Annotated in this window: 21 protein-coding genes, 1 tRNA gene and 1 pseudogene; 4 read left to right on the top strand and 19 right to left on the bottom strand. The window is 64.2% G+C overall.

The genetic code is table 11. The annotated features are described in order from the left end of the window. Positions 1 to 91: 91 nt before the first annotated feature. Positions 92 to 1,870 carry an acyl-CoA dehydrogenase C-terminal domain-containing protein gene (locus N7422_RS06300; RefSeq protein WP_279805695.1) on the top strand — a complete coding sequence of 593 codons (1,779 nt, stop codon included), beginning with the start codon at positions 92 to 94 and terminating at the stop codon, positions 1,868 to 1,870. A gap of 355 nt (positions 1,871 to 2,225) precedes the next feature. On the opposite strand, the gene N7422_RS06305 is transcribed toward N7422_RS06300, so the two are convergent. Beyond that, positions 2,226 to 3,149, bottom strand: coding sequence for a LysR family transcriptional regulator (locus tag N7422_RS06305; protein ID WP_279805696.1), 924 nt, complete (start codon positions 3,147 to 3,149; stop codon positions 2,226 to 2,228). A 209-nt stretch (positions 3,150 to 3,358) separates the two neighbouring features. On the opposite strand from N7422_RS06305, the gene N7422_RS06310 reads away from it, so the two are divergent. Both N7422_RS06310 and N7422_RS06315 read left to right on the top strand, forming a co-directional pair. Continuing rightward, complete coding sequence (locus tag N7422_RS06310) at positions 3,359 to 4,636, top strand: aminotransferase class III-fold pyridoxal phosphate-dependent enzyme (RefSeq protein WP_279805697.1); 1,278 nt, start codon at positions 3,359 to 3,361, stop codon at positions 4,634 to 4,636. A 157-nt stretch (positions 4,637 to 4,793) separates the two neighbouring features. Further along, complete coding sequence (locus tag N7422_RS06315) at positions 4,794 to 4,952, top strand: YqaE/Pmp3 family membrane protein (protein WP_009681539.1); 159 nt, start codon at positions 4,794 to 4,796, stop codon at positions 4,950 to 4,952. Positions 4,953 to 5,067: 115 nt separating this feature from the next. On the opposite strand, the gene N7422_RS06320 is transcribed toward N7422_RS06315, so the two are convergent. The 12 genes and pseudogenes from N7422_RS06320 to N7422_RS06375 form a co-directional block, all read right to left on the bottom strand. Beyond that, the gene (locus N7422_RS06320) at positions 5,068 to 6,864 is read right to left on the bottom strand and encodes a S9 family peptidase (RefSeq protein ID WP_279805698.1); all 1,797 of its coding nucleotides are present in this window, start codon (positions 6,862 to 6,864) and stop codon (positions 5,068 to 5,070) included. Then, positions 6,857 to 8,011 carry a pyrroloquinoline quinone biosynthesis protein PqqE gene (gene pqqE / locus N7422_RS06325; RefSeq protein ID WP_279805699.1) on the bottom strand — a complete coding sequence of 385 codons (1,155 nt, stop codon included), beginning with the start codon at positions 8,009 to 8,011 and terminating at the stop codon, positions 6,857 to 6,859. Before pqqE ends, N7422_RS06320 begins: the two co-directional genes overlap by 8 nt. A gap of 7 nt (positions 8,012 to 8,018) precedes the next feature. After that, on the bottom strand, positions 8,019 to 8,294 hold the full coding sequence (gene pqqD / locus N7422_RS06330; RefSeq protein WP_050703489.1) for a pyrroloquinoline quinone biosynthesis peptide chaperone PqqD: 276 nt from the start codon (positions 8,292 to 8,294) through the stop codon (positions 8,019 to 8,021). Next, a complete protein-coding gene (gene pqqC / locus N7422_RS06335) occupies positions 8,291 to 9,028 on the bottom strand; it encodes a pyrroloquinoline-quinone synthase PqqC (protein WP_279805766.1) in 738 nt (245 codons plus the stop codon). The genes pqqD and pqqC overlap by 4 nt, the downstream gene beginning before the upstream one ends. Before the next feature lie 27 nt (positions 9,029 to 9,055). After that, positions 9,056 to 9,967, bottom strand: a complete 912-nt coding sequence (gene pqqB, locus N7422_RS06340) for a pyrroloquinoline quinone biosynthesis protein PqqB (RefSeq protein ID WP_279805700.1) — start codon at positions 9,965 to 9,967, stop codon at positions 9,056 to 9,058. Positions 9,968 to 10,044: 77 nt separating this feature from the next. Continuing rightward, positions 10,045 to 10,116, bottom strand: coding sequence for a pyrroloquinoline quinone precursor peptide PqqA (pqqA, locus tag N7422_RS06345; protein WP_003243383.1), 72 nt, complete (start codon positions 10,114 to 10,116; stop codon positions 10,045 to 10,047). A 169-nt stretch (positions 10,117 to 10,285) separates the two neighbouring features. Then, entirely contained in the window at positions 10,286 to 12,592 is a 2,307-nt protein-coding gene (gene pqqF, locus N7422_RS06350; RefSeq protein ID WP_279805701.1) for a pyrroloquinoline quinone biosynthesis protein PqqF, read from the bottom strand. Positions 12,593 to 12,702: 110 nt separating this feature from the next. Beyond that, positions 12,703 to 13,485 (bottom strand): carbon-nitrogen hydrolase family protein, encoded by a 783-nt coding sequence (locus N7422_RS06355; RefSeq protein WP_279805702.1) that lies wholly within the window; start codon positions 13,483 to 13,485, stop codon positions 12,703 to 12,705. Between the two features lie 16 nt (positions 13,486 to 13,501). Then, on the bottom strand, positions 13,502 to 15,184 hold the full coding sequence (locus N7422_RS06360; RefSeq protein ID WP_279805703.1) for an NAD(P)/FAD-dependent oxidoreductase: 1,683 nt from the start codon (positions 15,182 to 15,184) through the stop codon (positions 13,502 to 13,504). Between the two features lie 160 nt (positions 15,185 to 15,344). Further along, complete coding sequence (locus N7422_RS06365; protein ID WP_279805704.1) at positions 15,345 to 15,659, bottom strand: transcriptional regulator; 315 nt, start codon at positions 15,657 to 15,659, stop codon at positions 15,345 to 15,347. Then, positions 15,637 to 15,997 (bottom strand): annotated as a pseudogene (locus N7422_RS06370) (toxin). The gene N7422_RS06365 and the pseudogene N7422_RS06370 overlap by 23 nt, the downstream one beginning before the upstream one ends. Before the next feature lie 369 nt (positions 15,998 to 16,366). Further along, a complete protein-coding gene (locus tag N7422_RS06375) occupies positions 16,367 to 16,828 on the bottom strand; it encodes an Lrp/AsnC family transcriptional regulator (protein WP_279805705.1) in 462 nt (153 codons plus the stop codon). 146 nt (positions 16,829 to 16,974) lie between these two features. On the opposite strand from N7422_RS06375, the gene N7422_RS06380 reads away from it, so the two are divergent. Continuing rightward, the gene (locus tag N7422_RS06380; RefSeq protein ID WP_279805706.1) at positions 16,975 to 17,670 is read left to right on the top strand and encodes a CatB-related O-acetyltransferase; all 696 of its coding nucleotides are present in this window, start codon (positions 16,975 to 16,977) and stop codon (positions 17,668 to 17,670) included. 90 nt (positions 17,671 to 17,760) lie between these two features. Here N7422_RS06380 and N7422_RS06385 read toward each other — a convergent pair whose 3' ends face one another. The 6 genes from N7422_RS06385 to N7422_RS06410 form a co-directional block, all read right to left on the bottom strand. Next, positions 17,761 to 18,135 (bottom strand): hypothetical protein, encoded by a 375-nt coding sequence (locus tag N7422_RS06385; RefSeq protein WP_279805707.1) that lies wholly within the window; start codon positions 18,133 to 18,135, stop codon positions 17,761 to 17,763. A 157-nt stretch (positions 18,136 to 18,292) separates the two neighbouring features. Then, on the bottom strand, positions 18,293 to 18,898 hold the full coding sequence (locus N7422_RS06390) for a hypothetical protein (RefSeq protein ID WP_279805708.1): 606 nt from the start codon (positions 18,896 to 18,898) through the stop codon (positions 18,293 to 18,295). Between the two features lie 15 nt (positions 18,899 to 18,913). After that, on the bottom strand, positions 18,914 to 19,549 hold the full coding sequence (locus tag N7422_RS06395; RefSeq protein WP_279805709.1) for a hypothetical protein: 636 nt from the start codon (positions 19,547 to 19,549) through the stop codon (positions 18,914 to 18,916). After that, positions 19,546 to 20,250, bottom strand: coding sequence for an F-box domain-containing protein (locus N7422_RS06400; RefSeq protein ID WP_279805710.1), 705 nt, complete (start codon positions 20,248 to 20,250; stop codon positions 19,546 to 19,548). Before N7422_RS06400 ends, N7422_RS06395 begins: the two co-directional genes overlap by 4 nt. 129 nt (positions 20,251 to 20,379) lie before the next feature. Beyond that, a tRNA-Ile gene (locus tag N7422_RS06405) sits at positions 20,380 to 20,456 on the bottom strand. A gap of 17 nt (positions 20,457 to 20,473) precedes the next feature. Continuing rightward, positions 20,474 to 24,217: an EAL domain-containing protein gene (locus N7422_RS06410; protein ID WP_279805711.1), complete on the bottom strand. Its 3,744-nt coding sequence runs from the start codon at positions 24,215 to 24,217 to the stop codon at positions 20,474 to 20,476. Positions 24,218 to 24,260 lie beyond the last annotated feature (43 nt).

The raw sequence follows: 24,260 nt of genomic DNA on the forward strand, positions 1-24,260 counted from the left end.
TATGTCTCGTAAAAGTTGTTCGGTTACACTGCGGTCATCCCAGTGCAGCGGTCCCGACGGGCCGCCCCGCCCCCGATAGCGAGAGGTTGTCATGGCTGAATATAAAGCGCCCCTGCGCGACATGCGCTTCGTTCTCAATGAAGTCTTCGACGTGGCCACACTCTGGTCACAGCTGCCCGCTCTGGCCGAGGCGGTCGATGCGGACACCGCCATGGCCGTGCTGGAGGAAGCCGGCAAGGTCACCGGCAAGTCCATCGCCCCGCTGAGCCGCGCCGCCGACGAAGAGGGCTGTCACTGGGACAATGGCGCGGTGCGTACCCCGGCCGGTTTCATCGAGGCCTACCAGACCTTCGCCGAAGGTGGCTGGGTCGGTGTGGGCGGTGATCCACAATTCGGTGGCATGGGCATGCCCAAGGCCATCTCGGCGCAGGTCGAGGAAATGGTCAACGCCTCGAGCCTGGCCTTCGGCCTGTACCCGATGCTGACCGCGGGCGCCTGCCTGTCGATCAACGCCCACGCCAGCGAAGCGTTGAAGGAGCAGTACCTGCCGAACATGTATGCCGGCGTCTGGGCCGGGTCCATGTGCCTGACCGAGCCGCATGCCGGCACCGACCTGGGGATCATCCGCACCAAGGCCGAGCCTCAGGCCGACGGCAGCTACAAGGTCAGTGGCACCAAGATTTTCATCACCGGCGGCGAGCACGACCTTACCGAGAACATCATCCACCTGGTCCTGGCCAAGCTGCCGGACGCCCCGGCCGGCCCGAAAGGCATCTCGCTGTTCCTGGTGCCCAAGTTCCTGGTCAACGAAGACGGCAGCCTCGGTGCACGCAACCCGGCCAGCTGCGGTTCGATCGAACACAAGATGGGCATCCAGGGCTCCGCCACCTGTGTGATGAACTTCGACGAAGCCGTCGGCTATATCGTCGGCGAGCCGAACAAAGGCCTGGCGGCGATGTTCACCATGATGAACTACGAACGCCTGGGCGTGGGTATCCAGGGCCTGGCCTCGGCCGAGCGCTCCTACCAGAACGCCGTGGAGTACGCCCGCGATCGCCTGCAGAGCCGCGCCCCGACCGGTCCGCAAGCCAAGGACAAGGTCGCCGATCCGATCATCGTCCACCCGGACGTGCGCCGCATGCTGCTGACCATGAAGGCGCTGATCGAGGGTGGGCGCGCCTTCTCGACCTACGTGGCGATGCAACTCGACTCGGCCAAGTACAGCGAAGACGCCGCGACCCGCAAGCGCAGCGAGGAGTTGGTGGCACTGCTGACCCCGGTGGCCAAGGCTTTCCTCACCGACCTGGGCCTCGAGTGCACGGTACATGGCCAGCAGGTCTTCGGTGGCCACGGTTACATTCGCGAGTGGGGCCAGGAGCAGCTGGTGCGCGATGTCCGCATTACCCAGATCTACGAAGGCACCAACGGCATCCAGGCCCTGGACCTGATGGGGCGCAAGGTGGTGGCCAGCGGTGGCGCTTACTACAAGCTGTTCGCCGACGAGATCCGCCAGTTCATCGCCGCTGCCGAGGGCGACCTGGGTGAATTCACCAGGCCATTGGCTGCATCCCTGGACCAGCTCGACGAACTGACCGCCTGGGTGCTGGATCAGGCCAAGGGCAACCCCAACGAGATCGGCGCGGCATCGGTCGAGTACCTGCACGCGTTCGGCTATGTCGCCTACGCCTACATGTGGGCACTGATGGCACGGGCTGCCAAGGCTGGTGAGGGCGATGCCGACTTCTATGGCGCCAAGCTGGGTACCGCGCGCTTCTATTTCGCACGCCTGCTGCCACGGGTGCATTCGCTGGTGGCTTCGGTGAAGGCGGGGAGCGAGTCGCTGTATCTGCTGGACGCTACCCAGTTCTGACACTTCAGGGGCTGTTGCGCAGCCCTTCTTGGCACAAGGCCGCTCCTGCAGGGGCTGCGCGAGGCATCGTCTTGCGTGGACCTTATGTAGAGGCGGCCTTGTCGCATCTTGAGGCGATAAGTTTGCGATCAAGCCTGCCTTGTAAGCTTTGGCTTACACGACGTGGTGACTTTTCTCCTCTTTCCTAAGATTGGATCCACGGTTACTCTTTCTTACATGGACGTAGCGCAGGACGCGCAATGGACAGAACAGGGACACGCAAGGAATGCCTGCCAGGGAGGCGGGGTGATAGGGATGTCAAAGGGAAACAGTCTAGGAAACCCCGCTTCGGCGGGGTTTTCTTTGTGTGCGTGTTTCAGCTGAGCGCGTCCAGCGGCGAGATGCCCAACTGGCGCATATCGGTCTCTTCCTCCAGCAGGGTGCGCAGCAGTTCGACCGAGGCCTGCTGGCGCTGCGCGTCGCGAAACACCAGGCCGATCTTCAGTGGCACCCGAGGTTCGCTCAAGGGCTTCCACAACAGTCGCTGATCGTCCTGCGCGGCATCCTTGGCGCGGCCCGGCAGGATGGTCGCCAGGGCGGTATGTGCCAGGCTGTCGAGAATCCCCGCCATGTTGTTCATCTCCGCCTGCACCTGCGGCCTGCGGCCCTGGCTGGCCAATTGCGCCTTCCAGATCTGGCGAATCTGGAATTCCTCGCCGAGCATCAGCATCGGCAACTCCGCCGCCTGGCGGATCGAGACCTTCTTGAAGTCCTTCAGGGGGTGGGTATCGGGGATGACCAGTTGCAGCTCATCCTCGTACAGCAGCAGGCCATGCAATCCTGGCTGGCGCGGCGGCAGGTAGCTGATGCCGATATCCAGGCTGCCGTTGAGCAGGCGCCGCTCGATCTCCGATCCCGACAGCTCATAGATCTGCACCACGAGGTGCGGCTGTGCCTTGCGTACCCGTTCCAGCAATTGCGGCACCAGGCTCGGCCGTACGGTCTGCAGCACGCCGATGGCGAGGGTGCGCAGCGACTGTCCCTTGAAGTTGCCCATGGCCTCGTGGGCCCGTTGCAGGCCGTCGAGCAAGGGCACGGCGTGGTTGTACAGGGTGTGGGCGGCGAGCGTCGGCAGCAGGCGCTTGTTGCTGCGTTCGAACAGGCTCAGGTCGAGGCTGTGTTCCAGTTGGCGGATCTGCTGCGACAGGGCCGGCTGGGACAGCGACAGGCGTTCGGCGGCCCGGCCCACGTGGCCCTCTTCATAGACCGCGACGAAGTAACGCAGTTGGCGAAAATCCATAAGCTGTACTTATCAAAAAAGCTGGAAAAACGAAATGGCCGCGGACCGGCTCGAGGCCTAGTCTATCGCCGTATTCCAAAGGGTTACAGCGCTTGATGAGGCGATTGTTACCGAGGATGAAAAACACTTTTGATAGGCAAGGCAAAATATCTATCGCCGGCGTACGACTGGCACCTTGACCGCCACCACCGTGATTGGCTGGAGCCTCGATGAACCTGTTCAACCTGCGCCGATCGGCACCTGCCGTCGCCGAGCCCAAGCGTGCTCCGGTGATCGAGCCGGCCAACGCGCAGCTTTCCCGCCAGCGGCTGATGCCCGGCGTCGAGCGTGCGCCACAGGTGTTCGTGCGAGGCCAGGGTTCCTGGCTGTGGGACAGCGAAGGGCATGCCTACCTGGACTTCACCCAGGGCTGCGCGGTCAACAGCCTGGGCCACAGCCCCGGCGTGCTGGTCAAGGCGCTGGGCAATCAGGCCCAGGCCCTGATCAATCCGGGGGCTGGATACCACAGCCGCGGCCTGCTGAGCCTGGTCGAGCTGCTGTGCCGAAGCACCGGCAGCGATCAGGCCTACCTGCTCAACAGCGGCGCCGAAGCCTGCGAAGGGGCGATCAAGCTGGCGCGCAAGTGGGGTCAGCTGCACCGCAACGGCGCCTATCACATCATCACCGCCAGCCAGGCTTGCCATGGCCGCAGCCTGGGCGCGCTGTCGGCGTCCGATCCGTTGCCGTGCAACCGCTGCGAGCCCGGCCTGCCAGGTTTCAGCAAGGTGCCCTTCAATGATCTGGCGGCGCTGCATGCCGCGGTCGACTCACGCACCGTGGCGATCATGCTCGAGCCGATCCAGGGCGAGGCAGGGGTGGTTCCGGCGACCCGTGAATACCTCAAGGGCGTCGAGCGACTGTGCCGCGAACTGGGCATCCTGCTGATCCTCGATGAGGTGCAGACCGGCGTAGGGCGTTGTGGAGCGTTGCTGGCGGAGGAAACCTACGGTGTACGTGCCGATATCCTCACCCTCGGCAAGGGCCTGGGCGGCGGCGTGCCGCTGGCGGCGCTACTGGCGCGTGGTACCGCCTGTTGCGCCGAGCCGGGCGAGCTGGAGGGCAGCCACCATGGCAATGCACTGGTGAGTGCGGCCGGGCTTGCGGTGTTGCAGACCGTGCTGGAAGTGGGCTTTTTCGAACAGGTGATGGACAGTGGGCGTCATCTGCGCGATGGCCTCAGCCGCCTGGCGGGTCGTTATGGCCAGGGCGAGGTGCGCGGCCAGGGGCTGCTGTGGGCCCTGCAGTTGTGCGAAGACACGGCCACGCAGCTGGTCGAGGCCGCGCTGCACGAAGGTTTGCTGCTCAACGCGCCGCAGGCCGACGTGGTGCGCTTCTCGCCGGCGCTGACGGTGAGCAAGGGCAACATCGACGAGATGCTCCTGCGCCTGGCCCGTGCCTTTTCCCGGCTGCACGCCCAGCAGCACAACCGCCGCGAGGTGTCGGCCTGACCGGCCGCCCTGGCGTACAGAATTTCAACGAACCGTCTGGCGTTCCTGCGCATCGCCCCTGGCCTGAAATACATGGCCAGGGGCGTTTTTTTTGCCCGGTGGAACCTCTGCCAGGCGCGGCTAGTCTGTGTGGATACACCCTCAAGGAGCGCAGCACATGGACTTCATCCGCATCATCATCGCCATCATCCTGCCGCCGCTGGGCGTATTCCTCCAGGTGGGGTTCGGTGGGGCGTTCTGGCTGAACATCCTGCTGACCTTGCTGGGCTACATCCCCGGGATCGTGCACGCGGTATACATCATCGCCAAGCGCTGAGGACTGGGGCCGCGATGCGGCCCATTCGCCGGCAAGCCGGCTCCCACAGGAATAGGCGATCATCATTGTGGGAGCCGGCTGCCGGCGATAGGGCTGCGCAGCAGCCCCGGGTGAGTTACCGGCCAAGCAACCGGCAGTAGAACTTCCACTCCTCCTCCAGCGCATGCGCCAGATTCGCCGCCTGGCGAAAGCCATGCCGCTCGCCCGCGTAGAAATGCCCCTCGGCCTCGATGCCATTGGCCTTGAGCGCTTCAAGCATGCTGCGGGTCTGCTCAGGCACCACCACCGCGTCCAGCTCGCCCTGGAAGAAAATCACCGGCACCTTGATCTGGCCGGCATGCAGGAGCGGCGTGCGCTGGCGGTAGCGCTGCGCATCCTGCACCGGGTCGCCGATCAGCCAGTCGAGGTAGTCTCCCTCGAACTTGTGAGTCGCGCGTGCCAGTGCCAGTGGATCACTGACCCCATACAGGCTGGCCCCTGCACGGAACACATCCTGGAAAGCCAGTGCGCATAGCGTGGTGTAGCCGCCAGCGCTGCCGCCACGGATGAATGCCTGGCGCGGATCGACCAGACCCTGCCCGGCGAGATAGGCAACCGCCGCGCAGGCGTCCTGCACATCGCTTTCGCCCCAGCGCAGGTGCAGTGCCTGGCGGTAGGCCCGGCCATAGCCACTGCTGCCCCGATAGTTGAGATCGGCGACGGCAAAGCCGCGTTGGGTCCAGTACTGGATGCGTGGGTCGAGCACCGGGTAGCAGGCCGAAGTCGGGCCACCGTGGATGAACAGCAGCAATGGTGACGGCCCGGTGCTGTTCATCGCCGGGTAGAAGAATCCATGGGCAACGCCGTCGCCACTGGCATAGCGGATCGACTGCGGATGACTGATCTGGTCGGCGGGCAGCACTTCGGCGCCGCCGGCCAGTACCTGCACTTCGTGGCTGCGCCGGTCGATGGCGATGACCGAAGGCGGGCTGATCGGCGAGGCGGCAATCGCATAGATGCGCTCGGCATCCAGGGCCAGGCTGCGAAAGCGGGTGTAGGCACTGGCGTAGCGCTGCGTTTGGCCCTCGCCGTCAAGCAGCCCCAGTTGCCCGAAACCGTCTTCGAACCAGCTGGCCAGATAGCGGGCGGGCCCGAGTGCCAGCCAGGTGCTGGCGCCCAGTTGCCAGGGGGCGGCGGCATGATCGGCCGCCGCGGCGGGCAGGCGTCGCCACTGGCCCTCGACTTCGCCCCAGGGTTGCCAGAACCCATCCCGGTCGGACAGACAATACAAGCGCCCTTCGCTGTCGAAACGCGGCTGCTGAAGCGACTCGTCCTGGCCGGCGACACAGCGTGTCGGCCCCCAGGCCCCGGATGGGTCGCGGTCGCGGCACATCAGCCGAGTGACGCTCCACGGTTGCGCCGGACGGTCCCATTCGATCCACGCCAGGCGCTGCCCATCCTCGCTCAAGGCCGGCGTGGCATAGAAGTCGGCGCCTTCGGCAAGGATTTCCCGCTGCCCTGCACCCAGGCTGACCAGTCGATGCTCGACCTGTTCGCCATGCCGTTCCTCGATGGCCAGCACTTGCGCGGCGTGCCACTGCACATCGCCATACCGGCAGTCGCTGCAAGCGGTGAGCGGGCGTGGCGCGGCGCCGTCCAGCGCTTGGGTATACACCTGCTGGTCCTTCTCGTTGACGAACACCAGGCCGTCACCGCCCAGGCAGAAACTACCACCGCCGTATTCGTAGACCCGGCTGCGCACGCTGAAGCCGTCCGGGGTCAGGCAGCGGGCCTGATGGTCGTGCCAGTGCCAGATACGGCAGGCGCCATCGGCGGGGCGGAACTCGTTCCAGAACACCCCTTGCTCGCCGACCTTCAGCTCGGCGAAGTCAGTGCCAGCGGCCACCGCCTGGGCGGCGCTGAACTCAGCCACGGGCGATGACTCGGGAATTGCGTTCGTTGCGGAAGGTCATCTGTTCGATCTCCAGCGTGGCGTGCTCGGCTTCCTCGCGCGCCTTGAGGATGATGCCGTGATCCGGTGACTTGCCGCACACCGGGTCGGCCTTGCTGGCATCGCCGGTGAGCATGAAGGCCTGGCAGCGGCAGCCACCGAAGTCCTTTTCCTTTTCATCGCACGAACGGCACGGTTCGGGCATCCAGTCATAGCCGCGGAAGCGGTTGAAACCGAATGAGTCGTACCAGATATGCCGCAGGTCGTGGTCGCGGACATTGGGGAACTGCACCGGCAGCTGGCGCGCGCCATGGCAAGGCAGCGCGGTGCCGTCGGGGGTGATGGTCAGGAACAGGCTGCCCCAGCCGTTCATGCAGGCCTTGGGGCGCTCTTCGTAGTAGTCCGGGGTGACGAAGATCAGCTTGCACGGCTTGCCTTCGGCTTTGAGTTTCTCCCGATACTCGTTGGTGATGCGCTCGGCCCGCTCCAGCTGGGTGCGGGTCGGCAGCAGGCCAAGGCGGTTGAGGTGCGCCCAGCCGTAGAACTGGCAGGTGGCCAACTCGACGAAGTCTGCTTCCAGGGCAAGGCACAGCTCGATGATGCGGTCGATCTTGTCGATATTGTGCCGATGGGTGACGAAGTTGAGCACCATCGGGTAGCCATGGGCTTTCACCGCCCGGGCCATCTCCAGCTTCTGCGCAAAGGCTTTCTTCGAGCCGGCCAGCAGGTTGTTGACCTGCTCGTCGCTGGCCTGGAAGCTGATCTGGATGTGGTCCAGCCCGGCCTGCTTGAACGCGGCGATCTTCTGCTCGGTCAGGCCGATGCCGGAGGTGATCAGGTTGGTGTAGTAGCCCAAGCGCCGGGCCTCGCCGATCAGCTCGGTCAGGTCCTGGCGCACCAGCGGCTCGCCGCCGGAGAAACCGATCTGTGCGGCGCCCATTTCGCGGGCTTGGGCCATCACCTTGAACCACTGCGCGGTCGTCAGCTCCTTGCCCTGCTCGGCGAAATCCAGCGGGTTGGAGCAGTACGGGCACTGCAGCGGGCAGCGGTAGGTGAGTTCGGCCAGCAGCCACAGCGGCAGGCCGATCCCATCGCGGGGCAAGCCCGCACCCTCGCCAGCGGTTGCCATCACCTTCTCAGGCGAGGGTGATCCAGTGTTCGGCACGGGCCACCTCCATGAATTGCTCGATGTCGTCGGCGACTTCGGGCACACCGGGGAACTGCCGCTCGAGTTCGGCGATGATCGCCGCGACATCGCGCTGACCATCGATGAGCCCGCCGATCAGCCCGGCGCTGTCGTTGAGCTTGATCATTCCTTCGGGATACAGCAGCACATGGCCCTTCTGCGCCGGCTCGTACTGGAAACGGTAGCCGGGGCGCCAGGCGGGCACCTGTTGACGGTCGAAACTCATAGGGCGATCCCCTTGTGCCAGACCCGCTCGCTTGTGACGCTGTGATACGGCGGGCGGTTCAATTCATAGGCCATGCTCATGGCGTCGAGCATGCTCCACAGGATATCCAGCTTGAACTGCAGGATCTGCAACATGCGCTCCTGGCCTTCGCGGGTGGTGTAGTGCTGCAGGGTGATCGCCAGGCCGTGCTCCACATCGCGTCGGGCCTGGCCCAGGCGGGTGCGGAAGTATTCGTAGCCGGCCGGGTCGATCCACGGATAGTGCTGCGGCCAGCTGTCCAGGCGCGACTGGTGGATCTGCGGGGCGAACAGCTCGGTCAGCGAACTGCTGGCGGCTTCCTGCCAGCTGGCGCGGCGGGCGAAGTTGACGTAGGCGTCGACGGCGAAGCGCACGCCGGGCAGTACCAGCTCCTGGCTGCGCAGCTGGTCCGGGTCCAGGCCCACAGCCTGGCCCAGGCGCAGCCAGGCTTCGATGCCGCCGTCCTCACCGGGCGCGCCATCGTGGTCGAGCAGGCGCTGGATCCACTCACGGCGTATTTCGCGGTCCGGGCAGTTGGCCAGGATCGCCGCATCCTTCATCGGGATGTTGACCTGATAGTAGAAGCGGTTGGCCACCCAGCCCTGGATCTGCTCGCGGCTGGCGCGGCCCTCATACATCGCCACATGGTAGGGGTGATGGATGTGGTAGTAGGCGCCCTTGGCGCGCAGGGCCTGCTCGAACTCGGCAGGGGACATCGGCGTTGCGTCGCTCACAGGGCCTCCTTACAGCTCGATGCTCATGCCATCGAAGGCGACTTCCACGCCCCGGCGCTGCACTTCGGCGCGTTCCGGCGAGTCTTCGTCGAGGATCGGGTTGGTGTTGTTGATGTGGACAAGCACCTTGCGCTGACGCGGGAAGCCGTCCAGCACCTCGAGCATGCCGCCCGCGCCGTTCTGCGCCAGGTGGCCCATCTCGCGGCCGGTGCGGGTGCCGACGCCGCGGCGCTGCATCTCATCATCCTCCCACAGGGTGCCGTCTACCAGCAGGCAGTCGGCGCCGTGCATCATCTCCAGCAGCTTGGCATCGACCTGTCCCAGGCCCGGCGCGTAGAACAGCTTGCCGCCGGTGCGGGTGTCCTCTACCAGTAGCCCGAGGTTATCGCCCGGGTGCGGGTCGAAGCGGTGCGGCGAGTAGGGTGGCGCGGCGCTGCGCAGCGGGAAGGGGGTGAAGCGCAGGTTCGGGCAGGCGTCGATGACGAAGCTGCCTTCGAGCTCGATGCGGTTCCACGCCAGGCCGCCGTTCCAGTGGCTGAGCATGTTGAACAGCGGAAAGCCGGTGGTCAGGTCCTGGTGGACCATGTCGGTGCACCACACCTGGTGCGGGCAGCCTTCGCGCAGGCTGAGCAGGCCGGTGGTGTGGTCTATCTGGCTGTCGAGCAGGACGATGGCATCGATGCCGCTGTCGCGCAGGGCCCGGGCCGGTTGCATCGGCGCGAAAGCCTGGAGTTGGGCACGGATGTCCGGCGAGGCGTTGCACAGGATCCAGTGCTCGCCATCGTCGGACAGGGCGATGGACGACTGGGTGCGCGCCGTCGCACGCAGGGTGCCGTCACGAAAGCCCTTGCAGTTGACGCAGTTGCAGTTCCATTGGGGGAAACCGCCACCGGCGGCCGAGCCGAGAATCTGGATGTACATGGTCACTCTCTACTGGAAAACCGGGTGCGAAAAACGACAACGCCCCGGCTGGCCGAGGCGTCGAGTCGCACTGCTGCTTAGCGGTTGGCGAAGTACATGGTGACTTCGAAGCCGATACGCAGGTCGGTGTATGCAGGTTTGGTCCACATGGGTTTGCTCCTTCCGGATAGGGTTGAGGTGATCAGCCACTGTGTTTGGCTCCCCCTGTGGCAGGAGGTTCCATTGACTGAGATTGCGCTATCTTACAAGAAAAATTTGTACCGAAAGGTTAATTCTTCGAAAAGCGTCGTTGCACTTCCGGTAACAATCCATCGTTCTTCAATGCCACTGGGAATCTGGCGCTGCGGCATTGGCCAAGCATAACCAACCGTGCTCGGCATCGATCAGCTGCCGCAGTACCGCGTCCAGATCGCATTGCTCGACAGAGAGAATAGACCTGCTCATGTGGGAAAGGTCTGAATTTTGTTTCGCCATATGTGCCTGCCACGCCCATTCCACGACATCGGCATTGGTCATGGCGGTTTCGTTGAATTGATTCGCCAGGCACTGACGGCTTGCACGATCAAGACTCACACCTTCTTTCAGCAGCGTCGTCAGATGATCGAGGATCTCGCTATGGCTGGCATGCGGAGATTGCACACCGAACAACAGCCCGGCATGGCCCTCGATCTGACGGAAGGCGCTGAATACGGCATAGCCCAGTTGCAGTTCGACACGCAGCCGTTGGTAGACCGGTCCCTGCAGGCGCTGGGCGAGCAGACGGCCGGGTGCCTGGAGAGGCTCGGGCAAAGGGCAGAACAGCAGCAGGGCCGGTTCGTTGCCCGCCGTGCTGATCTGCCGCCAGTGGCGGCCTTCGAGCCGGTGCCCGGATGAGCGTTCACCGGGCTGGCCCATGATGCCGTGCAGTGCCGCCCCCAATGCGCCTTGCTGTGCGTCGTCGAACCCGGCCGCCAGGCCTTGCCAGCGGGCGTTCTGCCAAAGGGCGTCGGGCATCGGTGGTTCGTCCGGCGGCGAGGGTGTTTCATCTGTCAGCAGTTCGTCCGGCAGCACCTTGAGCAGCATGCGGATCGGGATCAGTGCAGGTTCGACCGGTATGGGCGCGCCCCAGTGCTGCGCAGCAGGTGCGCGTAGCAGGGGGAGTGCTTCCTCCACAAGCGCGATCACCGCCAGTGGATGTCCGGCGGCGCGCAACTGCCAGTATTCGCCACTGGCGGTGAAGTCCAGTTGCAGCGAGGCACGCCCGGCACGCTGGCGCAGCGACTGCAGACTGCGTTCTAGGACGGGCAGCCAGCGTCGGCGCAGAGGCGAAGGGACGTGCCAGTGCAGATAGAGCGCGGCGAACTGGCGCGAGGGTGGCAGGCAGTTGCTGACGGACAGGCCTGCGGGGATCGGCGCGTGTGTTTTGGGCAGTGAGGCAGCCAGCAAGGGATCGTCGCCCGGCAGATGCCATTGGCCCAGGGTGTTGCTCGGGAAACTGGCCAGCAGCGCATCGAGAGCGGCCAGGCCTCGGGCGCCAAGTCCCTGGTACGGCAGGCCGGCACTGTCGCGTCGAGCCAGTTCCAGCGCGCTGGCGGCCTGTTCGCGGCGTTGCTGCAGCTGGCTGAAGGCGCTGTTCAACCGCTGGCGATCCTGCTGCCTCAAGTCGCTCAACCAGCCGTGCAGCAGGTCCCGGGATTGCGCAATGCAGGCAGGCGCTGTCAGCTGCAAGCGGATTTGCCAGAGCATCTGGCCCGCATGGGCGTGGAGCAGCTGGGCGTTGCAGTCTTGCAGCCAACCGCGACTGTCCAGCTCGGCCAGCCATCCACCGGGGCGGTTGTCGGTGAGTACGCTCAACAGCAATTCCAGCGCCTGTTCGGCATCGGCTGGCAGTCCTTCGTGGGCGAACAGCAGGTCGTGATCCGTGCCACTGGCGGTTGGCTGGCGTAGCGGCCCCGCGAGCAGTTCAGGAGGTGGTTTCTGGGCGATGCGTTGCCCTGTGCCGAACAGCGTGCCGAATCGCTTGCCCGATCGTTCCAGCTCATCCAGGGATTGCGGTCCGGTCAGGCTCAGGGTGATCTGCCCACCTTGGTAGAAGCGCTGGTGAAATGCCTTCAACCCTTGCTGGAAGTCGCGGTCTTGCAGAGGCAAGCTGTAGCGGTTTCCCGCGTGGAAGCCGCTAAGCGGGTGGCGCGCCGACACCGATTGCAGCAAGGCGAACTGCCGTTGGGCTTCGCGGTAGCGCGACCAGGCGATGAACTCAGCGTGGATCACCTCGCGCTCGCGACGTTGGCGTTCGATACCGAGGTCGGGCTCGGCAAGCATCTGGCACAGGCGCTCCAGGCCACCGGCCAGCCCATCTGGCGGGACTTCAAAGAAGAAATCGGTGGTGCGTTCGCGGGTGCTGGCGTTGACCTGGCCGCCCAGGCCCTGGACGTAGCGCATCAGGCCGTCTTCCAAGGGGAAGCGCGCGGTGCCGAGGAAGAACAGGTGTTCGAGGAAGTGCGCCAGCCCCGGCCATCGTGCGGGGGCGTCATGGCTGCCGGCGTGAACCCGCAGTGCCGCGGCGGCGCGCTTGAGGCGCGGCGCGTGGCGCAGGGTCAGGTGCAGGCCGTTGGCGAGGGTGAGGTGACGTGTGGCGTCGGACATGACGCCATGCTAGCGCGCAATGGTGAGGTTGTCTGTTCTGCCGCTGTCGCGGACAGACCCACGCTCTGTGGGAGCTGGCTTGCCGGCGATGGGCGGCAACGCGGCGCCAATCAGTGCAGATCCAACCGCAGATCCTGCAGATAGGGAAACGCTTCACGCCCACGCAGCACCCGTTCGCGCTCCAGTTCCGCCAGCAAAAGCCCTTCGTCGTGCCCGGCCATCGCCAGCAGGCTGCCATCCGGCCCGACGATACTGCTCTGCCCGCAATACTGGATTTCGCCCTCGTTGCCGCAATAGTTGGCGTACACCAGGTAGCACTGGTTCTCCTGCGCCCGCGAGCGCACGGTCACCTGGCAGACGAAGTCGTAGGGCGTCATGTTCGCCGTCGGCACCAGGATCAGCTCGGCACCGTTCAGCGCCAGGCGCCGGGCGTTCTCCGGAAACTCGATGTCATAGCAGATCAGCATTCCGACCTTCCAGCCGTCCAGCTCGACCACCGGAAAGTGGTCGGTGCCTGGGCTGAACATCGAGCGATCCAGCTCGCCGAACAGGTGGGTCTTGCGGTAGTTGCCCAGGCTGCGGCCATGGGCGTCGATCAGTTGCACGCTGTTGTAGATCGCCCCATCCTCGGCCCGCTCCGGGTAGCCATAGACGATGGCGATGCGGTGCGCCTGGGCGATCTCGACAACGCTCATCGCCGAGGGGCCGTCCTCGGCCTCGGCCAGGCGTTCCACCTGGTCCAGGCCGATGTTGTAGCCGCTGAGGAACATCTCCGGGCATACCAGCAACTGCGCGCCGCGGGCGGCGGCCAGGTGGGCCTGGTGCTGCAGGCGCTCGAGGTTGCCGGGCACGTCCAGTGGCTTGGGCGTGCCCTGGAACAGGGCGATGCGCATGGCGCTACTCCTACGCTCAGTCGGCCAGGGCGATCGGGCCAATCTCGTGGAACACATCGCCTGGGCCTGGGTTGTCCGGGTGGGTCTGGCCACCGAAGTGGTTCATGATACCCCACACCGCATTGAGCGAAGTCTGCACCGCGCCTTCCACCCAGGCGGGGGTCCAGGACACGTCGTCACCCGCGATGAAGATGCCGCGCTGTTCGATGGGCATGTCCTGTTGCATGAAGTGCGCGTACATGCGCTGGTTGTAGCGGTAGTGGCCTGGCAGCGCGCCCTTGAAGGCGCCGAGGAAGTGCGGGTCGGCTTCCCACGAGATGGTGATCGGGTCGCCGATGATATGCCCGGCGATATCGGTCTTGGGGTAGATCTTCTTCAGTGCGTCGAGGGCCAGTTGCACACGTTTCTCGGTCGGGTGCGGCAGCATCTTCAGGGCATCGCTCATCCAGGCGTAGGACAGGCAGATCACCCCCGGCTTGTCGTCGCCGTTGTCGAACAGGTAGGTGCCGCGGGTCAGGCGATCGGTGAGGGTCATGCTCATCAGATCGCGGCCGGTCTGCGGGTCCTTGTCCTTCCAGAACGGCCGGTCGACCATGACGAAGGTCTTCGACGACTGCATGTAGCGGGTGCGGTCCAGGGCCATCCACATCTTCTGCGAGAACAGCGACTCCTCGCAGTCGATCTGGGTGGTCAGCAGCCAGCTCTGGCAGGTGGTGAGCACCGCCGCGTAGTGGCGCACGTCGCCGTAGTTGTCGGTGACCGCCAGGCGGCCATCGGCGGCGCGGGCGATGCGCTTGACCCCGGTGCGCGGCGCGCCGCTGTGCAGGCCGCTGAGGCTGGTACCGGCAGGCCAGTGGGCGCAACGCTCCGGCACATGGCGCCAGATGCCCTGCGGCACCTGCTCGACGCCGCCGACCACCAGGTGCTGGTGATCGTCGCAGTTGGTCATCACCACGCGGAAGATTTCCAGCATCGAGTTGGGGAAGTCCGAGTCCCAGCCGCCGGTGCCGAAGCCCACCTGGCCGAACACTTCGCGGTGCTGGAAGCTCAGCTTGGCGAACGAGCGGGAGGTGGCGACGAAGTCATAGAAGGTGCGGTCGTCCCAGAGTGGCACCAGCTTGTTCCACAGGTCTTTCAGGCGCGGTACATCGCGGTCGCGGATGGCCTGCTGGATATCGCCGAACTGCGCGCCGCTCTCCAGGGCATCGGCCCAGGCGTCGGCCACTTCGTGGAACAGCGGCGGCAGATCGGCCGCTTTTTCGGCGTAGTAGGTCTGGCCTTCCAGGTCGATCACCGTGCTACCCGAGGCAGGGGTCAGCGGGTTGGGGAAGGGCTTGGTCTCCAGGCCGAGCTTGTCGACGTAGTGATAGAACGCCGTGGACGACACCGGGAAGCGCATGCCGCCAAGTTCGGCGACGATGCCATCGGTGCCGTTGAACGCCTGCGAGCGCAGCCGGCCACCGAGTTTGGAGGCCTCGTAAACCACGGGCTTGAGGCCCAGCTTCATCAGCTCGTAGGCCGCCACCAGGCCGGCGATACCGCCACCGACGATCGCCACCTCTTCACCATGGCGCTCCTTGGGAATGCTGCCCAGGCCGGCCGGGTGCTCCAGCCAGTCGTCGAAGGCGAAGGGGAAGTCCGGGCCGAAGATGGTGATGGGTTTCTTGCCGTCGGCGGGGTGGCGGTTGTTCTTGTTCATGTAATGACCTTGCCAGGGGCTGCGCAGGGGGCGGAGCCTGAGTATAGAGAATGCCTGGTGGCCATTTTATGAAGTGATGGGTTCGTAATTAAGATACAGAGTGGCGTCGTTATGTAATTTATTTCGTCTGAATGTCTTCTGTTTATTGATTAGTGACGAATCAGCTCAAGGACGCCAGATGCTCGACGGTCTCCGGATACTTCTGTACCAGCCGGATCAACGCCACGGCCTGGGCGTTGGGTCTGGAGCGGCCCTGCTCCCAGCTTTCCAGGGTTCGGGCGTTGGTACGCAGGTAGGCGGCGAACACCGCACGCGACATGTTGAGGCGCTGGCGCAGCTCGGTCAGCTCGTTGGGGGCCAGGGGGGCCAGTTCCTCGAAGGTCACTTTGTGTGAACGCAGGGTCAGTTTGCCGGTGCGCTCATCGGCGAGGGCGTCGAAGCCTTCGGTGAGTTCAGTGAAGATGTTGCGTGGCATTGGTCGTCCTCGTCAGGTACTCGCGTTCCAGCAGGTTTTTCAGGGCCTGGCGTTGCTGTGGCGTCAGATCATCCTGGACTTCCTTGCCGTAGAGCGTGAAAAGCCAGAATTGCTGCCCGGCGGACCACCAGTAGTAGATGATCCGAGTGCCACCGCGCTTGCCTTTGTGGCGCAGCACATCGGCGAAGCGCATCTTCCTGAGGCCGCCCGTACCCTTGATGACATCGCCAGCATGGGGATGCAGGAGCAGCAGGCGTTGCAGCGCGAAAGTCCTCATCGTCCAGATACTGGCTGCGAAAGCGCTCGAAGGCGGGTAGTTCAACAAGCAGAGCATCCATGCTTTTATACGTGATCCGCGTATAGTTTGTGATGAGGCCGCCGATGCGTCAATAGGGGCGGTTTGCCGTCAGCCTAACCGTGGATTGAAAGGGACGTGGCGGGGGAGGGTTGCCGGATATGTCATTGGGAGGCGGGTGGGTCGCTGCTTATCAGGCCATTCCCTGCAGGCGGCACATTCATCGAGATCTATCCTGCTCGCCCTATCGCTCTGGTCTGGCTGTGCGGGTAAACCTTCGCGGTAGTTTTTGCCGGTCACTGCACATTCGGTGATCGGGCGTGAGAACCCGGCGATCTACTTGGAGGCATGCTGCCACCCATTCCTGTGAGAAGGTTGCGTGGTGGCCTCCTTGAGCCGGTAGTGCAGGGCGCTAGTTTGGCTGGCCGCGGTCGACCTTGCTGCTGAGGATGATCGACGTGGTGGTCTTCTCCACCCCGTCGAGGCTGCCGATCTGGTCGAGCAGCTGGTCCAGCTGCTCCGGCGAATCGCTGAGCAGCCACGCCACATAATCGAATTCGCCACTGACCGCGCACAGCTGCTGGACCTGGCCCATGGCGCTCAGGTGGCGCACGATGTCCTTGCCCGAGCGCGGTTGCGCCTTGATCCCGACATACGCTTGCAGGCCACCGCCCAGCAGGCGCTGGCCCAGGCGCACGCCATAGCCGGTGATGACTTTGTTGCGCTCCAGGCGTTCGAGGCGCGAGTTCACCGTGGTGCGGGCGATCCCCAGTTGGCGAGCGAGGGTGGCGACGCTTTCCCGGGCATTGATCTGCAGCAGGGCGATCAGCTGGCGATCGATGGCGTCGAGGGCGATGGAGGAGGTGGCCGGCATGGTAGGTCTCTGTTGTCGAGCTGCTAGCCTATGCATGCGCGACCGGTTCGCGCAAGGCGCCCAGCACTGGCATTACGTCGGCAAGGCGGTACGATAGCGGGCCGCTGCCATCCGGCAGCCAGGACCATGGCAGGAGTGATTGACCCATGAAGTTCAAGGACTGGTACTGGCGGCGATGGATTCGCCAACACGGTTGCAAGGTGAGCACGGGCCTTTCCAGATTCGGCAAGCGCGCCAGGCTGGCGCTCGAGGACGAAGTGCGCATCGGCGATGTCACGATCAGCGCCGCCACTCTCGATGTCTCGATCGGGGCTCATACCTATATCCGCAGCGGCGGCTCGTTGCAGGTGGTCGAGTCGATCGGGCGCTACTGCTCCATTGGCAGTTCCGTGGTCATCGGCCAGGAAAAATACGCCCACCCCACCGACTGGCTGAGCAGCCACCCCTTCCAGTTCACGGGCACCCAGTGGCACTACGAGCCGCCGAGCACGCCGGCGCGCATAGGTCATGACGTGTGGATCGGCGAGGGCGCGATGATCATGGAAGGGGTCGATGTCGGCACCGGGGCGATCATCGCCACCCGCGCTCTGGTCACCCGGGACGTGCCGCCCTACGCCGTGGTCGCGGGCTTCCCGGCGAAGGTCGTGCGCTATCGCTATCCCGAGCCGATGATCGAGCGCTTGCTGGCATCGCGTTGGTGGGAGCGCGATACCCAGCAGTTGCTGGCGCTGCCGCTGCACGACCCTGCCGCCTGCCTTGACCGGATCGCCGGGCTGGCTGAGGCACGTTATTCGCGAATCGAGATCTCACGGCGCGGGGGCAAGGTGCTGGCGTCTGCTTGAATCGCCACGAGCAAGCCCTCACTCACTGGACTCGCATATGTCCTGTGGGTGCGGGCTTGCCTCGTTCAGTTCAGCCGGTAGCCGATGCGATCAACGTGCTGCGCTGGTTTGCGTCGCGGTGGCGCAAGGCGACTTCAGGCCGGCGGTCATGCTCTCGACGTTGTCGAGCATCTGGTTGCCCTTGTTGACCTTCTGGGCGTTCTCGGCCAGTTGCATGCGCTGGTCATAAGTGGCCGTGTCGCCATTGAAGCTGTTCTTGGTTTCGAGCACGGAGTTGGCGATGCTGAGCAGGCTGCGACCGGTGGAGATCAGGTTGTCGGTGGTGCTGGGCGTGCAAGGGGCGTTGCCGCTGGCCATCTGGCTGCCCTGCAGTCCCTGGCCTTGTGAACCCGGTGCCACGCAACCGGCGAGCGTCGCCAGCATCGGCACGACCAGCAGGGCCCCAAGCGTTCCTTGGATGTTCATGTGACGTTCCCTCGATCACTGGGCTCCGACCCGGTGCCGAAGCGATGGAGAGATTCTAGGAACGTGGGGTTGATGGCGAAATAGAACGGGTGTGCTAAAGGCACTTTGCCCGTTCTGGCTGGTGGGCAAGCTCGAATGAGAACACCGCTCGCTGCACTCAGAGGCCAAGCAGTGTCTTGCAGGCGGAGAGAACGTTGGCGATGTTGGAGGCAATGTTGGTATTGCGCTCGAGCTTCGGGATGTTCTCCACGGCCTCGTTGTCCACCTCTTGCTTGATCCGCCTGGGATCGCCATCAGGCGGAAGGACCTCATTTTTTTCTTGCTCCGGCGTTTCAGCGCTCGAGGTATAGCGTGTCTTGGATTGCGCGAACAAGTCGCTCGCTATGCCTTCGTAGTTGCCGTAGTCGCTGAGCGTGAGAACGTTCTTGATCAGTCGAAGTTCCGCGTCGATGCGAATGGCGATCGAGGCAAAGGTGGTGAAGTTGGTGTTCTGCTCGATGATGCTGGCACGCCAGTTGTACTGATCGACGATGTTGTTGAACGGGTAGAGCAGGTCGAACCCCAGGCGCAGCATGCGCTGCTGGGCCGTGGGGCCAAGCGCGATCAGGCAGCTCTGCACCTGTACCGCCAAGGCGCATGACCGGGGATCGCCAAGTTTCGAATGGTCGGTGATGGGATGCTTGGTCGGATAGGTTTCCAGCAGCAGCTTGAAGTAAGCGTCGTGTGCCGTTTGGAATTGCTCTATGACTTTTTGCTTGTCCATGGCGATCGAATGTACTCAAAGGTGCTGTGGGTGGAAGTCAATCGAAGTGCCGAGCTTTGCCGTGGCGTCTGCGCACCACGTGCGCAAGGCCGCATCGATCGATGCCTTGTCCGCCAGCTCTGCGAGAGGGATGGCCTTGGCGAAGCACCGATAGCCTGGCTTGTCGGTAGCGTTGACCTGTCCGTCGCCGGGATATTTGATCGCCACCCAGACGTTGTGGTACCAGTTGATGCCCGTGCCATCCTCTTCACAGACCACGACCGAAAGCACCAGCTCGCTGCGGGTGTCTTCGACGGCCTCGGAGCGGAAGCTGCCGTCACGCTTGTTGAAGCCGGTATCGCTGCGCACCCAGGCGCCGAACATCAGATCTCCGGCCAGGTGATTGTCCCAGTGCTCCGACTGTTCGCCCGGGAACCTGAGCCAGATGGCGGCCAGGTCGTAGAACGGCAAGTAGCGCAGGCCGCTGTCATTGCGCTTGTCCAGCCCGGACAACCCTTTGGGCTGCGAGTAGACATATTCGTGGTAGTAGTTCACGGCGCCCAGGCGTTCACGGATATACCCCAGCAATTCGAAGAGACTCTGTTGGTAGTCGGCTAGCAGCCGATAGGCGCGGCGGACGTCCAGCAACGCGTGTTCCAGATTCCCTGTCATTTCATTCTCCATGGTGCAAAGGCATCGGGGTGGCTTGCGATCTGCCGATCGCGCAAGTCTTTCAGCCAGCGTCGATCATGAGTGCGCAGGTCGTGCCAGGCGTAGCAGGAGGCGATATCGTCGAACAGGCGCTGACAACTGGTGGGGCCGTCGGGGCGGATATGCTGCTGCAGGATCTGAAAGAGGCCCTGCCAGCTCTGACAGACCAGTCGGTACGGGGAAGCTTGGTGGTCAGCCAGTGTTTGCTGCAAGGCCTCTTCCAGCCGCAGGCGGGCCCTGTTGATCGGGTCGCCAAGTCCGCCAAGAGCGAGCAGGATGCAGCCGCCCTCGAGCTGGTTGCCGTGCCAGCCTGCCAGCAGTTCTTTGGCGAGTTGGGCAGGGCTTTGCTGGTCTCGATGGTCAAGGCGCTTGGCTTCGACCACCACGGTGCGGCGCCCGTCATGCAGCACCAGGTCAGGTTCGACCTTGGTGTTGTCCCTGGACTTCCAGGATGGCCAGTACTGGATCTCTTGCAGCGGCCCGAAACTCTCGCCGAGCAGGTCATGCATCACGGCGCAGAACTGCTCATCCGGCAGGTAGGCCAGGCGTTCGAAAACAGTGGCGGTGATCACATCTTCGGCGCCTTCGGCCTCTTCGGGGCTGAAGGCTTCGCCTTGCAGGCCGGTGCCGCGTTTCTTGCCGGCCATGATGGCATTCAGCATGACGACTCCCTGTATGTGGCATGCGTGGCCAACAACCATAACCCAACAGGGCCAGGTGTGTGATGCGCAATGGCCATCTTTTGGGCGCAAGAAACGAAAAAGCCGCGCAATAGCGCGGCTTTTGATATCTGGTGGGCCCACACGGACTCGAACCGTGGACCAAAGGATTATGAGTCCTCTGCTCTAACCGACTGAGCTATAGGCCCTCAGCAGGAGCGCCGGATTATAACGAGGGTTTCGATACCGTGCCATCCGAAAGATCCGTTTGTGCTATGCGAAGAAACGTTGCGGCGAACTCCTCGGCTGGCAGGGGCAGGCTGACGATGTAGCCCTGGATCTGTTCGCAGCCCTCGGCGGCGAGGAAGCATTGCTGCGCCTGGTTTTCCACGCCCTCGGCAATGATCGTCAACTGCATGCTGCGCCCCAGGGCGATGATGGCGCGGGCAATCGCCGCGTCATGCGGGTCGTCGGGCAGGCCGCGGATGAACGACTGGTCGATCTTGAGGATGTCCAGCGGCAGGCGCTTGAGGTAGCTGAGCGAGGAATACCCCGTGCCGAAGTCGTCGATGGCCAGCTGCACGCCCAGTTGCTTGAGCTGGTGCAGCACGCTCAGGGCCTCCTCGGCCTGGCTCATGATGAAGTTCTCGGTGATCTCCAGCTGCAGGTCGCCGGCCTTGAGCTGGTAGGTGCGCAGCAACTGTTCGATGCGCCTGGCCAGGTTGGGCTGGCGCAGCTGGGCGCCGGCCAGGTTGATCGAGAGCGGGCCGAAGGCCTGGTAGGCCTTCTTCCAGCTGTGCATCTGCCGGCAGGCCTGCTCCAGCACCCAATCGCCGAGCTGGAGGATGGTGCCGTTCTCCTCGGCGATGTGAATGAATTGCTCGGGCGGGACTTCGCCGAAGGTCGGATGGGTCCAGCGCACCAGGGCTTCGGCGCCTACCAGGCTCTGGGTCTTGAGGCTGAACTTGGGTTGGTAGCACAGGCTCAGTTCGTTGCGTTCGATGGCGCGGCGCAGTTCGTGCTCAAGGGCGATGCGCTCGCTGGCCTGGGCCGTGAGGTCGCGGGTGTAGGCCTCGACGCGGTTGCGGCCCTTGGCCTTGGAGCGGTACATGGCGGCATCGGCGTTGCGGATCAGCGTGGCGACGTCGGTGCCGTCCTGGGGGAACAGGCTGATGCCGATGCTGGCACTGGTGAAAAACTCGTGCTCACCGGCCTGGAACGGGGCGTGGAACCCGGCCAGCAGCTTGTTGGCGATGGCACTGGCGTCGCTGGGTTTGTGCAGGCCGGGCAGGAGAATGATGAACTCGTCGCCGCCCAGGCGCGCGACGGTATCCACGTCACGTACCTGTTCCTTGAGGCGTTGGGCAATACCTTTGAGCAGCAAGTCGCCGACCGGGTGGCCGAGGCTGTCGTTGATGTGCTTGAAGCGGTCGAGGTCAAGAAACAGTACCGCGCCCTGGCGATTGGATATCTGGGCGCAGTTCAGCGTGGACTGCAGGCGGCTCTCGAACAACGCGCGATTGGGCAGGCCGGTCAGCGGGTCGTGATGGGCCTGGTAGTCGAGCTTGGCCTGGACGTGCTTGAGGCTGGAGATGTCGGCGAACACGGCGACGAAGTGAGTAATCTCGCGTTCGTGGTTGCGCACGGCGCTGATGGTCAGCCAGCCTGGGTAGATCTCGCCATTCTTGCGCTTGTTGTAGATCTCGCCCTGCCAGTGCCCCTCGGCGGTCAGCTGATGCCACATGGCGATGTAGAAGGCGCTGTCGTGCTGGCCGGAGGCGAGCAGGCGCGGGGTCTGCCCGAGGGCTTCGATCTCGCTGTAGCCGGTAATCTCGCTGAATGCGCGGTTGACCGCGCTGATGCGCTGGTCGGTATCGGTGATCAGTACGCCCTCGGCGGTGTTCTCGAAGACCGTGGCGGCCAGTTGCAGTTTCTCCTGCATCAGGTGGCGTTCGGTGATGTCCCGGGCGATGGTCAGCATGCAATCGATGCCGCCGATCGGCAGTGGCCGCGCGGACAGCTCGCACAGGCGGATCTGCCCGTCGCTGCGGCGGATATGGCTGGTGAAATCGCGGACGAACCCATCGCGCTGGAGCTGCTCGACCATGCGCTGGCGTTCGTTGAGGTCGACCCAGATGCCCAAGTCCAGCGAGGTCTGCTCGGCGTTCGGGTTGATGTCGTAGCCGGTCAGTCGGCAGAAACCTTCGTTGACCTCCAGCAGCAACCCATCACTCTGGCGCGACAGCAAAAGACCGTCGGGCGAGGCATGGAAAGCTTTGGCGAACTTCTCCTCGGAAGTCTGCAGCTGCTGCTGGGTCTCCTTGAGCTGGCTGATGTCGCGGATGGCCACCACCAGCGCTGGCGTGCTGTCCAGGTCGAAGGTCTCGGCCGAGGTCAGGCCGGTGAACAACTGCCCATTGTTGCGACGGAAGGTCATCTCCAGATTGCGCACCCCGCCGCGATGAAGGCGTTCGAGCAACGCTGGACCCGTGCCGGCTACGCCCCACAGGCCCAGCTCGGTGGCGGTGCGGCCGATCACTTGCGCAGGGCTCAGGCCGATCAGCTCTTCGAAGGCTTCGTTGACCTCCAGCAGGCAGCCGTCACTGTGCCTGGCGATGATCAGGATGTCCGGGCACTGCTGGAACACCGAGGCGAATTTCTGCTCCGACAGGCGCAAGGCATCTTCGGTGTGCTTGGTTTCGCTGATGTCGATCATCAGCCCGCGCATCAGCGGCTTGTGGCCGTGCTCGATCATGCTGACGATGTTGCGCACCCACAGGGTGTGACCATCGGCGTGGATCACGCGGTAGTCGAGGCTGTGATCACGCCCTGCCGCCGTTTCGCTGTCGCAGTAGGCCTGCGCCCACAGGGCGTCCTCCGGGTGCAAGATGCTGCGCCAGAAACCCGGTTTGAGCCATTCGCCCATGGGGTAGCCGAGCAGATCCTCGGCGTGGGGGGAGACATAGCTGAAGGTGAAGTCGTTGGCGTCGGCCTCCCAGGCGACTGCCGAAAGGCTTTCGACCAGGCCTCGGTAGTGGTACTCGCTGCTGCGCAGCTCCTGCTCCAGGGCGATGCGGCGCGAGATCTCCGAACTCAGGCGGCGGTTGATGCGGATCACGACCGCGAGGATGGCCATCAGCACCAGGACCGCAGGCAGGCCGTACAGCAGCACATCGTGCCAGAAGGTCCGCTGATCGACGACATTACCGACCCAGCGCTGCTGGATGTGACTGATTTCGCTACTACTCATGTCGGCCATGGCCTTGTCGAGGATGCCGACGAGCATCTTCTGGCTGCGTGGCACGGCCATGGCCAGCTGGTAGCGGTAGGGCGTCTCGCCGCTGACGTACAGGCCATCGAGCTTGAGCTGGCGCAGGCTCCAGATGCTCGAGGCAAGGTCGCCCACCACCGCATCCACCTCATCGGTCGCCAGGGCCTGCAACGCGGAGCTGACGTTGGGCAGGGCCACCAGGTTGAGGTCCGGGTGATGGGTGCGCAGCAGTTCGTGGGGGGCATAGTTTTCCACCACGGCGACTTTCAGGCCGTAGAGGTCCTTGAGGTTGCGCGGTTGCGCGCCACCGGAGTGGGCCAGTATGACGATCGGGAAGTCCAGGTAGGGGCGGGTGAAGGCGAGGTAGTTCTGGCGCTCGGGGGTGGACATGATGCCCGGCAGCAGGTCGATGCGACTGTTGCGGGCTTGCTCGAGCACTTCGGTCCAGGTGCTGGGCTCGACCGGCTTGAGCGTGACACCCAGCCTGTCCTGGATCAGGGCGATGTAATCGGCGGCCAATCCCTGGTAGCGACCCTCCTGGTCGCGGAACTCGAACGGCGGCCATGAAGCGTCGACGCCCAGGTGCAGCTGTGGGTGGGCGCTGAGCCAGGCATGTTCCTCGTCGGTCAGGGTCAGGGCGCCGGCCGTTGTGTTCCAGGTGAACAGGAGCAGCAACAGGAGGGCCGGCATCAGGGGCATAGCGGCCTCTCGATCAGGGGGACTGATTCGAGTGTAGACGGGC

The organism is Pseudomonas sp. GD04091, assembly GCF_029836165.1.
Lineage (GTDB): Bacteria > Pseudomonadota > Gammaproteobacteria > Pseudomonadales > Pseudomonadaceae > Aquipseudomonas.

Bases quoted from the DNA above. Each gene is read 5' to 3' on its own strand.
- N7422_RS06300 (WP_279805695.1), top strand. From the start codon at position 92: ATGGCTGAATATAAAGCGCCCCTGCGCGACATGCGCTTCGTTCTCAAT.
- N7422_RS06365 (WP_279805704.1), bottom strand. From the start codon at position 15,659: ATGCCACGCAACATCTTCACTGAACTCACCGAAGGCTTCGACGCCCTC.
- N7422_RS06355 (WP_279805702.1), bottom strand. From the start codon at position 13,485: ATGCGCATCGCCCTGTTCCAGGGCACGCCCAAGCCACTGGACGTGCCC.
- N7422_RS06375 (WP_279805705.1), bottom strand. From the start codon at position 16,828: ATGCCGGCCACCTCCTCCATCGCCCTCGACGCCATCGATCGCCAGCTG.
- N7422_RS06380 (WP_279805706.1), top strand. From the start codon at position 16,975: ATGAAGTTCAAGGACTGGTACTGGCGGCGATGGATTCGCCAACACGGT.
- N7422_RS06305 (WP_279805696.1), bottom strand. From the start codon at position 3,149: ATGGATTTTCGCCAACTGCGTTACTTCGTCGCGGTCTATGAAGAGGGC.
- pqqD (WP_050703489.1), bottom strand. From the start codon at position 8,294: ATGAGTTTCGACCGTCAACAGGTGCCCGCCTGGCGCCCCGGCTACCGT.
- N7422_RS06400 (WP_279805710.1), bottom strand. From the start codon at position 20,250: ATGCTGAATGCCATCATGGCCGGCAAGAAACGCGGCACCGGCCTGCAA.
- pqqF (WP_279805701.1), bottom strand. From the start codon at position 12,592: ATGTCCGACGCCACACGTCACCTCACCCTCGCCAACGGCCTGCACCTG.
- pqqC (WP_279805766.1), bottom strand. From the start codon at position 9,028: ATGTCCCCTGCCGAGTTCGAGCAGGCCCTGCGCGCCAAGGGCGCCTAC.
- N7422_RS06410 (WP_279805711.1), bottom strand. From the start codon at position 24,217: ATGCCCCTGATGCCGGCCCTCCTGTTGCTGCTCCTGTTCACCTGGAAC.
- pqqE (WP_279805699.1), bottom strand. From the start codon at position 8,011: ATGGCAACCGCTGGCGAGGGTGCGGGCTTGCCCCGCGATGGGATCGGC.
- N7422_RS06360 (WP_279805703.1), bottom strand. From the start codon at position 15,184: ATGAACAAGAACAACCGCCACCCCGCCGACGGCAAGAAACCCATCACC.
- pqqB (WP_279805700.1), bottom strand. From the start codon at position 9,967: ATGTACATCCAGATTCTCGGCTCGGCCGCCGGTGGCGGTTTCCCCCAA.
- N7422_RS06395 (WP_279805709.1), bottom strand. From the start codon at position 19,549: ATGACAGGGAATCTGGAACACGCGTTGCTGGACGTCCGCCGCGCCTAT.
- N7422_RS06310 (WP_279805697.1), top strand. From the start codon at position 3,359: ATGAACCTGTTCAACCTGCGCCGATCGGCACCTGCCGTCGCCGAGCCC.
- N7422_RS06385 (WP_279805707.1), bottom strand. From the start codon at position 18,135: ATGAACATCCAAGGAACGCTTGGGGCCCTGCTGGTCGTGCCGATGCTG.
- N7422_RS06315 (WP_009681539.1), top strand. From the start codon at position 4,794: ATGGACTTCATCCGCATCATCATCGCCATCATCCTGCCGCCGCTGGGC.
- N7422_RS06390 (WP_279805708.1), bottom strand. From the start codon at position 18,898: ATGGACAAGCAAAAAGTCATAGAGCAATTCCAAACGGCACACGACGCT.